Genomic DNA, 11,763 nt, shown 5'->3' with positions numbered 1-11,763 from the left:
CGTACCGCATGCCCAAGCTCCCCGCCGCGTTCGAACGATCCAGCGTCCTCAAGGCGATCCGCTCCGCAGACGCGGGGCCGGAGGTCATTGAGTACGACCGCTACGTCGACCAGCACATCCGCCGCACCGGCCGGGCGGTGCAGGCGACCGAGATCGCCTACGCGGTGATGGCGCTGGCCGTCGGCTGGCTCGCCTTCATCCTGATCGCCGCGCTGGCCGAGCACTGGCTGACCGAGCGTGGTTTCTCCGACGGCTTGCGGTACGTCCTGTTCGCCCTGGCGGTTGGCGCCACGGCCTGGGGCGTCAAGAAGTGGCTCTGGCCGCTGCTGACCAGCCGCATCAACCCGCTGTACACGGCCAAGTCAATTGAGCAGAGCGCGCCGTCGCTCAAGAACAGCCTGATCAACCTGCTGACGCTCCGCGGCGACCGCCCGCTGCCGCCGGCGGTGCTCGCCACGCTCGAGCAGCAGGCCGCCGAGGGGATCTCCCGTGCGCCCGACGAGGCGGTGGTCGACCGCTCGCGGGTGGTGCGGATGGCGGCCGTGATGGTGGGGCTGCTGACGGTGGTCTCGCTGTACGCGTTGCTGTCGGCCAAGGACCCCTTTACCACCGCGGCGCGGATTGTCGCCCCGTGGGCCAAGATCGCCGCCCCCAGTCGGGTCAAGATCTCCGACGTCACGCCCGGCGATGCGACCCTGGTCGAGGGGCAGATGCTGGACATCGAGGCCCGCATCGAGGGCCTGGCCGATGGCGAAGAGGTCGAGGTCGTGCTCACCTCGGACGACGGCCAGCGGGTCGACGACCGCCAGCGGCTAGCCTTCGACCAGCAACTCAACCGCTACACGCTCGCGCTGCCGACCCTCGCCGAGCCCGGCAAGCGGCCCGGTCTGACCGGCAAGGTCCGCTACCGGGTCGAGGCCGGCGACGGCCGCTCGCCGACCTTTGTCGCCACCGTCCTGCCGGCGCCCGCCATCGTCGTGACCGGCGTCGACTACCGGTTCCCAGAGTACACCGGCCTGTTGGACTACACGCAAGAAAACTCGGGCGACCTCCGCGCCATCGAACGCACCCGCGTCACGCTGCACGCCCGGGCGAACACGCCGCTGGCCTCGGCCTATGTCGACTTCGACGCCGACGGCAGCCGCGACGTCACGATGACCATTGACGGCGACACGGCGACCGCCAGCTTCGAGCTGGCCCTCCGCCCCGACCGCCAGACCCCCAAGCACACCGGCTACGTGCTGCGGCTCAAGACCCCGGCCGACCTGACCAACGCCAAGCCGGCGCGGCACGCGATCGAGGTCTACCCCGACTACCCGCCCGAGGCCGAGATCACCGCCCCCGCCGAGCCGGACGTTACCGTGCGACTCAACGAGACCCTCCGCATCCGCGGCACGGCCCGCGACCCCGACTTCGGCTTGTCCGACGTCCGCATCGTTGCCGAACGCGACGGCCGCCGCGTGCTGCAGGAGCGGCTGCTTGTGCGGCCGATCCGCACCAAGTTCGACGTCGACTACGCCTTCACGCCGACCAGCCACGGCCTGCAGGCGGGCGATGTCGTGGAGTATTGGCTCGAGGCCTCGGACATCCGCCGGCCCGACCCGCAGACCGTGACCACGCGCCGCCAGACGCTGCGGATCGCGTCGCCTGAGGGCAGCGGCGGCCGGCAGGGCAACGAAATGGCCGACGCCGGCGACCCCGGCAAGGACGACGCCCAGGGCGACGACCCGCAGCAGGGCGAGCAAGGCCAAGCAGGCGACCAAGGCCAAGAGGGTGATCAGGGGCAGCAAGGAGAGAGCGGAGAAGAAGGGACCGACGGCCAGCCCGACCAGAACCAGCAGGGGCAAGAGGGCCAGCGCGAGCAGGACGGCGGCCAGCAGGGCGAGGGGGGCGCCGAACAAGACTCCGAAGACCAGCAAGGCGAGGGCGACGCCAACCAGCAGCAGGGCGAGTCGAACCAAGCCAGCGAGATGGGCAGCCAGCAGCAGCCCGAGGGCGAGGAGGGCCAGCAAGAGGAGCAGCAAGGTCAGGAGGGCGAAGGGGGCGCCGGCTCACAGACCGACGAGCGTGGCGCCGCGCCCAATTCCGAGGACCCGCAGCAGGGCCAGCAGAGCCAGGACGAAGGGGGAGAAGGCGAATCTGGCGGACAGTCCTCCGGTGGCCAGAACGACAGCCGCCGCAACAGCGACCAGAACAACCGCCAACGCGGCGCCGGCGGCAACCAGAGCGGCAAGCAGACCGGCTCGCACGAGAAGCCCCAGGAGGACGCCTCGGGCGGCGGGACGCCGACCGAGCGCGAGCAGGCGGTCGACGACTCCGGCGCCGACGACGGTGAGGCCTTCGAGCGGATGCTCGAGCACATGCAAGAGAACCAGGGCGACCAGAACAACGGCCAGGGCAAGCCGCGCGAGGCCGCCGCCCAGGACCACCCGGCCGACAACGGCGAGAGCGGCGACAAGTCGCAGGGCGCGGGCGCCGACACGCTCGGCGGCGACCTCGACAACGAACCCGAGGAGGACCAGCAGGACGCCTCGGAGTCGGGTGAGTCGAAGGGGGGGCTGCAGCAGTCGCCCCGCGGCGACCCCTCGACGCCCGGCGCGAAGGGCGAGCCCAAGGGCTCGCCGACCGTCGAGAACGACCGCCGGCCGACCCAGAAGAGCCGCACCCGCCCCGACCCGAGCGAGAAGACCGAGGAGGCCCAGTCGGCCGCCTCGAAGAAGGAGAAGTCCGAGGCCGAGTCGCAGAACGAGTCGGGCGGCGAGCAGTCTGGCGGCGGCGCCGAGGGGGGCGGCCAGCGGGCCGACCAGCAGGGCTCCGGCAGCGCCGGCCAGCACCAGGCCGCCGACGAGGGCGCCGGCCGAGCCAGCGAGCAGGGCCAGGGCGAGGCCGGCGAGAAAGGTGGAACCGACCAACGCTCCGACTCGCAGACCGGCGAACGGGGCCGCGACTCGGGCGAGGGCTCTACCGAACAGCAAGGCCAAGGCGACAAAGCCGGCGGCGAGCAGGGCGGCGACCAGTCTGGGGACCAGAACCCTAGCGAAGGCCGCCAGGCCGACCCCAACCAGTCACCCGAAAACCAACCAAGCGACCAATCCGACCCCACCAATCAGGGCGAGTCCGCCCAAGCAGGGCAGGGCGCCGAAGGGCAGTCGCAGCAGGAGAGCGAGTCCGGCGATCGCGCCGACTCCCGCGGCCAGGGCGGCCGCGCGTCGGGCCCGACCGACGGCGGCGATGTCGGCGGCGACGACGCCAACCTCCGGTACGCCCGCGAGAAGACCGACCTCGTGCTCGAGAAGCTGAGCGATCAGCTCAAAGAAGAGGAGGTCGACCCCGAGTTGCTCGACCGGCTCGGCTGGAACGAGGACCAGCTGCGGCGGTTTGTCGAGCGTTGGAACCAGCGGAAGGAAGCGGCCCGCCGCGCGCCAAGCTCCAAGGCGACCGCCGACCTCGACGCCGCGCTGCGCGGCCTGGGAAGACTCCCCGGCAGCCCCGCAACCGACACCCAGCGCACGATCGACGAGCTCCGCAACAACGCCGGCGCCCGCAACGCCCCGGCCCCGATGAAGTGGCGCGAGCGGCTGCAGCGGTACAATCAGGGGGTGAGCGGGGGGAGCAATTAAACCCGGCTAGAAAGTTGACGTCCCATGAGCCTGCGTGATTGGCTATCGCCCGACGCGGCGGACGCGGTGATTCTGACGCTAGCGGCGTGCCTGTTTGTCGCCCCAGCCGTCGGCGTGGTGATTGGCGTGAGTCAGAGTCGGGGGCAGCCCAAGCCGGCTAAGTCGATTGGGCTGGGAGTCGCCGCCGGGTTGTCGGTGTCGCTGTTCTGCTATCTGTTGATCGGGCCCTTGATGAGCGAGTACTGGGCGGGGTGACTTGCGGGGCCGAGGTCCACTCGCAGAAGCGGGGCTGGCACCCGCAGTTGTCATGCCCGATTTGCACCGTGTGGCGGAATCTCATGCAGCGGCATCATCAACGTCCAGCTCCGCGTGGATCAGCGACCAGCCTTCGCGTCCGGGTACGCGGCTGACGGATTTCACCGAGCAGCGAGGGAATATCGGCATCCATCTTCCCGGTGCAACGGCGCCCCGCGGCAATTTCCACGCTAGAAAGGCCGTGAAGTCGACGGGGACGATGAGCGACGTTTCGGCAGACTCTCGAAGGTACACGACGGGCGTCAAGCCCGCCCATACTGGTCGTTCACTCCAGTCCGTTTTCAGGGGATGCCAAGCGGTCCAACCGTCTACGCCACCGAATGTGGCTAGTTCTGCCGGCTCCAGGTGAAGGTCGATGTCTTCCTTCGTAGAGACTTGTGAAACTAACTCCCTTAGCTCCTCGGCCTTGTAGTGGGCGAAACGCAGGAGGCGATGGCGAGCCCATAGGCTTGGCGTCGCTACTAGGGCAACGGAGCACGCAACCATTAATGCCCAGAGGGATGCACGTGCAAGCCAGCCCAAATCCAAGGGGTTCTGCCATGCGTTCCAACTTGCCGCTACAGCCCCGGCAATGACGCACGAGACAAGGAGAACGGCGCGAGGTAGTGTGTGCGCCAACCACTCCCAGTAAATATCCATGTCGCGGGCGGTGTGATGGAGGTGCTTCCTGAAGACCTCGAACGCCGCGGTGGCGCTGCTGTCGAGAGCGGACCACACTAAAGCAACGAGGGAAGCGGCAAGAAACGGTACCCAGGCGTGCATCGTCGGCTCCCCATGGAGTGTGGTGTTCTATATCGTGGATTCGGCAAAGCGGGTCACGACTATTGTCCTCTCTTCGGCGAGCCGGGCCAACCTCTCGTGCGGCCCGATTACGCTGGCGCGTGGCAACGCTATTCTCCGGTTGCGGCCGCATCCCGATACGCCGGTTCCACCAGCCCCCAAACCACCCGTGCCATCTCTTAGTGCCCTTCCTGCGTAAGATGAATCGAGTCGAGCGTCGAGTCGCTGCCGGCGATGATCGACAGGAAGACCCGCTTGGGGATTAGCAGCACGCCGTGCTTGGCGGCGAGGGTTCTTTGGGCCCGGCCGTACGCGTGGCTTAGCGGGATCAGCGGCAGCTCGAACATCATGATCTGACGGCCGGGCTTGCTGAGGTGCGTCAGCAGCGCGTCGAGGCTGGCGGCGAAGTCGGCGGCGTCGGTCGTGCCGAGGATGTCGTTGCCGCCGATCTCGACCACGACTAGCGGCGCGGTGATCGTGTGGGCCTTCGCCCGTTTGAGCGCCGAGGCGGTTGTCTCGCCGACGTGCGACAGGTCCTGGATCTCGAGGCCGTGCTCGCGGCCGAGCAGCGTCGGCCAGGTTAGCGACCGGTCGTCGCCCCCCATGCCGGCGGTGACCGAATCGCCGATCACCGCCATGCTGCGTGAGGACGCGGGGCGGGGCGATGGAGTCTGATGGTGCGTAAATTCGACGCCCTCCGCCAGCATCAAGGCGACCAGCGTCGCGTTGGCCGCCGGCCGGCGCCAATCGGCAAGCCGCTTGAAGGCCGACGCGATCCAAGCGAGCGTCGCGACGCCCGCAACCGCGTAGAGCCATGAGGGGAGGGCGGTCGACGAGAGCACGATGGCGATCACGCCGACCAGAAACGCCACCCCGGTCAGGCGGCGGAGGAATCGGCGTTTCGACAGCGAGGCCCAGACCGCCAACGCGACCAGCAGCACGCCCGAGAAGAACGCGTGGCCGCTCGCGATGTGGTAGACCAGCCAGTGCATACGATTGAGCCGAGGCGATGAGGAGTCCGTTCGGTGGATTTTAACCGTCCGCAGTCGCGGCGTGCCAGTCGCGGCGTGCCAGTGATGCGAAGACTGGATCGCGGGTCGGTCCCAGGGCTGGTGCCCTGGGCTACGGGCCGGTTTGCTACTATGGTCAGTTACGAGCAGGCCGCCTCACGCCTGCGTTCCCCCTCATCGCGACCCGACCATGCCCCAGCCGATCCCGCGTTACCTGGTTCCGTTCCACCCCAAAAAGATCCCGCACCACTTTGTTGACGTGCTGGTGATCGGCGGCGGCATCGCCGGGCTGCGGGCGGCGATGCAGGCGCCCAAGGACCTGTCGGTGCTGATCGTCACGAAGGACGTCGAGCGGGAGTCGAACAGCACCTACGCGCAGGGCGGCATCGCCGGCGTGCTCGACGCGACCGACGACTTCTCGAACCACGTCGAGGACACGCTCACCGCCGGCGCCAACCTGTGCGACCGCGAGGTGGTCGAGATGGTGGTCCGCGAGGCGCCCGAGCACATCCGCCAGCTGATCGACTGGGGCGCGCGCTTCGACACCGACCCGGACGGCGACCTCACGCTCGGCCGTGAGGGCGGCCACAGCCACAACCGCATCGTGCACGCCTTGGGCGACTCAACCGGCCGCGAGATCATGCGCGCCATGTGGACCCACGCCAAGCAGGAGATGGGCGCCCAGGTCTGGCAGAACACGTTCACCATCGACCTGCTGACCCAAGCGGGCGCGTCGGGCGAGAGCGAGTGCCGCGGAGCCTTGGTCTGGAACCCCTACCACGGCAAGACCTTCATCTGGGCCAAGCAGACCGTCCTCTGCACCGGCGGCGCGGGCCAGCTCTTCCGCGAGACCACCAACCCGGCGGTCGCCACCGGCGACGGGCACGCGATTGCCTTCCGGGCCGGCGCCGAGCTGGCCGACATGGAGTTCATGCAGTTCCACCCCACGGTGCTGTACATCGCCGGCAGCAGCCGCAGCCTGGTCACCGAGGCGATGCGCGGCGAGGGCGCCGTGCTGCTCGACTCCAACGGCCACCGCTTCATGCCGGAGTACGACGAGCGGGCCGAGCTGGCCCCCCGTGACGTCGTGAGCCAGGCGATCGTCGCGCAGATGGAGAAGACCAAGCACCCGAACGTCTACCTCGACCTCAGCCACCTCGACGCGGCGTTCGTGCAGAAGCGGTTCCCGGGCATCGCCAAGACCTGCCTGGAGTTCGGCATCGACATCACCACCGACAAGATCCCGGTGCGGCCGGGCGCCCACTACATGCTGGGCGGCGTGGTGGTCGATCAGCACGGCGCGTCGAGCGTGCCGCGGCTGTGGGCCGCCGGCGAGGCGACCAGCACCGGCCTGCACGGCGCCAACCGCCTGGCGTCCAACAGCCTGCTGGAGGGCCTGGTGTACGGCGCGCGGGCGGGCCGCGCGGCGTGCGACGCGGCGCTCGGCGAGGCCGACTCGTTCCGCGCGATCCCGCTGGAGAACCCCGCGGTCGACACGAAGAGCGAGCTGCTCGACCTGCAGGACATCCGCAACTCGCTCAAGGCGCTGATGTGGCGGCGGGCGAGCGTGTGGCGCGACGCCGAGGGGCTCGAGGAGGCCGACCACAACCTCGAGAGCTGGCGGCGGTACGTGCTGTCCCGGCAGCTGATCGACCCGTCCGGCTGGGAGCTGCAGAACATGCTGGTGGTGGCCGAGCTGATGATCCACTCCGCCCGCCAGCGGAACGAGTCCCGCGGCGTGCACCTGCGGACCGACTTTCCCGAGACCGACCCCGCCTGGCGGCGGCGGATCCTGGTCCGGCTGGAGGACGGGCAGATCGAGTCGCGGCTGGATAAGATGCTCGAGTAGCACGGTTTGGGGTGGCACGCCCCTGCAAGGGCGTGGAGCGCCGCCTGGTGGGTCACCACGCCTTTAGAGGGCGTGCCACCCGGGCGTCCGGGCCGAGTGGCGACTCCTCTGCCCGCCGCGAACCCTCCCCGCTGGCCGTGCGTAGCGAGAGAAGCCTGTAAAAATAGGGCGGTATAGACAATTCGGGCCTGTAACGATTAGGCTGCTGGGCTTACAGGGGGACCCTCGCCGGCTTCTTGTGCCTGGCATTCCCCCACCGTTAGGCCGGGGCCCTCGCCCGGCGCAGGCGTTTCAGCTGGGGCGTTCCGGTTGCGTGGCGACCCGGCTGTGGCGTAGCGCCGCTCGGTGCGTCCCGCCCGCCCTACCACTAGAGACCGACCAAGACTTCCCTAGGGAGCTGCCCGTCGATGAGCACGAACGACCAGCCCGGCTCGACGCCCACCCAGACGCCCGAGCCGATGATCGAGGCCGTTGGCCTGTCGAAGTTTTACGGCGACTTCGCCGCGACACGCGACGTGTCGTTCACGATCAATCGCGGCGAGGTGGCCGCGTTCCTCGGCCCCAACGGCGCCGGCAAGAGCACCACGATGAAGCTGCTGACCGGCTACCTGGCGCCGTCGGCCGGCGTCGCACGGATCGCCGGCTACGACGTCGGGACCGACCGGCTGACCGCCTCGCGGCGCCTCGGCTACCTGCCAGAGAACGGCCCGCTGTGGCACGACATGACCCCCCGCGGCCTGCTGAAGTTCATCGGCGAGGCCCGCCAGATGCCGGCCGAACGCCTGCGGCAGCGGACCGACGAGGTGATCGAGCTGTGCAACCTGCAGGCGGTGCTCGGCAAGCCGGTCGGCAAGCTCTCCAAGGGCTACAAGCAGCGGGTCGGCATGGCGCAGGCGCTCCTGCACGAGCCCGACGTGCTGATCCTCGACGAGCCGACCAGCGGCCTCGACCCGAACCAGATCCGCGACGTCCGGAGCCTGATCCGCAAGCTCGGCGAGACCAAGACCATCCTCTTGAGCACGCACATCCTGCAGGAGGTCGACGCCATGTGCAACCGCGTCGTGTTTATCGACGAGGGCCGCGTCGTGTTCGACGGCGCGCCCGCCGAGATGACCCAGCAGGGCGCCTCGATGGACGAGCGTTTCCACCAGCTCACCGGCGCAAGCGCCGGGGTTTAGCGTCGGTCCCCCATCTGGCGATGGGGGCTGTAACTGCTTGAGAACCTGCTCCCCTGGGGCAGCCAACAGCTAACCGCCAATAGCCAACAGCTATAAACATGAACCCGACCGTCATCAAAGCGATCTTCAAACGCGATTTCATCAGCTACTTCTCGAACCCCACGGGGTACGTCTTTATCGGCGTGTTCGTGGTGCTCAGCTCGGTGGCCGCCTTCTGGCCGCCGGAGTTCTTCAGCAACAACCTGGCGAACCTCGACCAGCTCAGCGAGTGGATGCCGTTCATCCTGATCATCTTCATCCCCGCGATCACGATGAGCATCTGGGCCGAGGAGCGGCGCCAGGGGACCGACGAGCTGCTGCTCACCCTGCCGGCCAGCGACTTTGACGTCGTGCTCGGCAAGTACAAGGCGGGCGTCACGATCTTCCTGGTGGCCCTGCTGTTCTCGATGTTCTCCATCTTCCTGGTGTTCTCCTACGGCCTCGGCTCGCCGGACATCGGGCAGTTCCTGACGACCTACCTCGGCTACTTCCTGGTCGGCATGGCGATGCTGGGGATCGGCATGGTCGCCTCGTTCCTGACGAGCAACCTGACCATCGGGTTCATCATGGGCATGCTGTTCAACCTGCCGCTGGCGCTGGCCGGCGAGGCGGACGCCATCACCAAGTACCCGGCGCTGGCCCAGACCATCCGCCAGTGGAGCGCGGCCGAGCAGTTCGGCGACTTCTCCCGCGGCGTGGTGACGCTCAGCGGCGTGGTCTACTTCGTCAGCATCGCGCTGGTGGCGCTGTACATCTGCATGGTGCTGATCGGCCGCCGGCACTGGTCCGGCGGCGAGGAGGGCGCCTCGCTCGGGTGGCACTTTATCGGCCGCACCCTCTGCCTGCTGGTGATCGTCGGCGCGGCGAACATCTTCCTGTCCAACAACAACGCCGTCCGGCTGGACGCCACCGAGGGCCGCATCAACTCGCTGGCCGACAGCAGCCGCAAGCTGATCCGCGAGCTCGGCGACGACGACGAGGTGAAGCCGGTCAAGGTCGACGTGTTCGTCAGCCCCACGGTGCCGACCGAGTACGCCAAGCAGAAGCGTGAGCTCCTGAGCACCCTCGAGGAGCTCAAGTCGATCTCCGGCGGCAAGGTCCAGGTGAACGTCAACCAGATCGAGGTCTTCAGCCAAGAGGCGACCGTCGCCGAGCAGGCCTACGGCATCGAGCCCCGCCAGGTGGTCGCCAACGTGCAGGGCGCCCAGTCGCAGGACGAGATCTTCATGGGCGCGGCGTTCACCAGCGGCCTCGACAAGGTCGTGATCCCGTTTTTCGACCGCGGCGTGCCGGTCGAGTACGAGCTGGTCCGCTCGATCGCGACCGTCTCGCAGCAGAAACGCCGCAAGGTCGGCGTGCTCAAGACCGACGCCCCGCTGATGGGCGGCTTCACCATGCAGGGCCCCACCGAGGAGGCCCGCATTATCACCGAGCTCAAGAAGCAGTACGACCTGATCGAGGTCGACCCGGCCAACCCCATCACCGAGAAGTTTGACGTGCTGCTGGCCGTGCAGCCGTCGTCGCTCAGCCCCGACGCGATGGCCAACTTCGTCGCGCTGGTCAAGAGCGGCCAGCCCGTGGCGGTCTTCGAGGACCCGATGCCGGGCCTGATCCCCGGCGTGCCGGGCACCGCGCAGCCCAAGCAGCCGCAGGGCCAGATGGCGATGTTCGGCGGCGGCCAGCCCGAGCCGAAGGGCGACATCAACCAGCTGTGGGACGTGCTCGGCGTGCGGATGGGCGGCGAGGAGATCATCTGGCAGGCGTGGAACCCGTACCCGTCGGCCGGCGCGTTCTGGACGCCGCAGTGGGTGTTCGTCGACGAGAACAACGGCGCGCAGAACCCGTTCAGCCCCGACGACCCGATCAGCAAGGGCCTGGGCCAGGTGCTGTTCTTCTACGCCGGCGGCCTGAACAACATGAACCGCGAGGACGTCGACTTCATCAACCTGGCGGTGACCGGCGACCAGACCGGCGTGCTGCCGTACGCGGCGATCCGCGCCGTAGGGGACAGCCCGCGGCTCTCGCAGATGCACCGCGTGACCAACAAGTCGTACATCCTGGCCGCGCACGTCCGCGGCAACGTGATCGACGACGAGGAGCTGGAGCTCGACGACAAGGTCACCGACGAGGAGCTCGCCAAGGCCCAAGAAGAACTCGACTCGGGCGAGGCGGCCGACGGCGGCAAGAAGAAAGAAAAGAAGGAGCAGGTCAAGTTCAACGCCGTGGTGGTCGCCGACATCGACTGCCTGTCGGACACGTTCTTCGAGATCCGCCGCGTGGGCGAAGAGGAGATGTTCATCGACTGGCGGTTCCAGAACGTCACCTTCGTGCTGAACGTGCTCGACTCGCTCGCCGGCGACGACCGCTTTATCGCCCTGCGGAAGCGGAGTAAGAACTACCGCACGCTGGAGCAGATCGAGGCCGAGACCGCCAGGTACCGCGAGGCGTCGCAGGAAGAGGTGGAGAAGTTCCAGGAGGACGCCGCCGGCCAGATCGCGGCCGCCAACGAGAGCTACGAGAAGGCGATCGCCACAATCGAGGGCCGTGGTGATCTGTCGGCCATGGAGAAGCAGATGATGCTCGAGGAGGCCAACATCCGCGAACGCCGCAAGCGTGACGTGAAGATCAAGCGGCTCGAGGACGACCGCGACCAGCAGGTCCGCCAGAACGAGCGGGAGCTGGCCGCCAACATCCGCGGCGTGCAGCGGACCTACAAGATGGCCGCCGTGCTGGTGCCGCCGATCTTGCCGATCCTGCTCGCCGCCTGGGTCTTCTTCCACCGCCGCCAGCAGGAGAAGGAGGGCGTCTCACAGAGCCGCCTGCGTTACGGCTCGGCCGACGACAAGAAGGGGGCGGCCGCTTAGCGACGCGACCTCCCGAGAGCCCGCGGCGTTAGCCGCGGGAGCAGCTCCCCCGGCTGACGCCGAGGGCTCGAGACAAACTGCCACGAACCAAACTGCCACGATCAACCA

6 protein-coding genes are annotated in these 11,763 nt (G+C 68.2%); 5 read left to right on the top strand and 1 reads right to left on the bottom strand.

Annotated elements, in window-relative coordinates; translation table 11 throughout:
- Nucleotides 1-8: 8 nt before the first annotated feature.
- Both Pla123a_RS10885 and Pla123a_RS10880 read left to right on the top strand, forming a co-directional pair.
- Entirely contained in the window at nucleotides 9-3,620 is a 3,612-nt protein-coding gene (locus Pla123a_RS10885) for a hypothetical protein (RefSeq protein ID WP_146586769.1), read from the top strand.
- Between the two features lie 24 nt (nucleotides 3,621-3,644).
- Nucleotides 3,645-3,875, top strand: coding sequence for a hypothetical protein (locus tag Pla123a_RS10880; RefSeq protein WP_146586767.1), 231 nt, complete (start codon nucleotides 3,645-3,647; stop codon nucleotides 3,873-3,875).
- Between the two features lie 1,019 nt (nucleotides 3,876-4,894).
- Here Pla123a_RS10880 and Pla123a_RS10875 read toward each other — a convergent pair.
- Nucleotides 4,895-5,707, bottom strand: a complete 813-nt coding sequence (locus Pla123a_RS10875; RefSeq protein WP_146586765.1) for an SGNH/GDSL hydrolase family protein — start codon at nucleotides 5,705-5,707, stop codon at nucleotides 4,895-4,897.
- Between the two features lie 208 nt (nucleotides 5,708-5,915).
- Between Pla123a_RS10875 and nadB the strand changes: the two genes are divergently transcribed.
- The 3 genes from nadB to Pla123a_RS10860 all read left to right on the top strand — a co-directional run bounded on the left by nadB (nucleotide 5,916) and on the right by Pla123a_RS10860 (nucleotide 11,655).
- Complete coding sequence (gene nadB / locus Pla123a_RS10870; protein WP_146586763.1) at nucleotides 5,916-7,574, top strand: L-aspartate oxidase; 1,659 nt, start codon at nucleotides 5,916-5,918, stop codon at nucleotides 7,572-7,574.
- A gap of 407 nt (nucleotides 7,575-7,981) precedes the next feature.
- Entirely contained in the window at nucleotides 7,982-8,752 is a 771-nt protein-coding gene (locus Pla123a_RS10865; protein ID WP_231956391.1) for an ABC transporter ATP-binding protein, read from the top strand.
- Nucleotides 8,753-8,850: 98 nt separating this feature from the next.
- The gene (locus Pla123a_RS10860) at nucleotides 8,851-11,655 is read left to right on the top strand and encodes a Gldg family protein (RefSeq protein ID WP_146586761.1); all 2,805 of its coding nucleotides are present in this window, start codon (nucleotides 8,851-8,853) and stop codon (nucleotides 11,653-11,655) included.
- Nucleotides 11,656-11,763 lie beyond the last annotated feature (108 nt).

The organism is Posidoniimonas polymericola (assembly GCF_007859935.1).
In the GTDB taxonomy this organism is placed as follows: domain Bacteria; phylum Planctomycetota; class Planctomycetia; order Pirellulales; family Lacipirellulaceae; genus Posidoniimonas; species Posidoniimonas polymericola.
The sequence above is the reverse complement of the archived record's forward strand: the minus strand, read 5'-3'. Positions and strand labels throughout refer to the sequence as shown.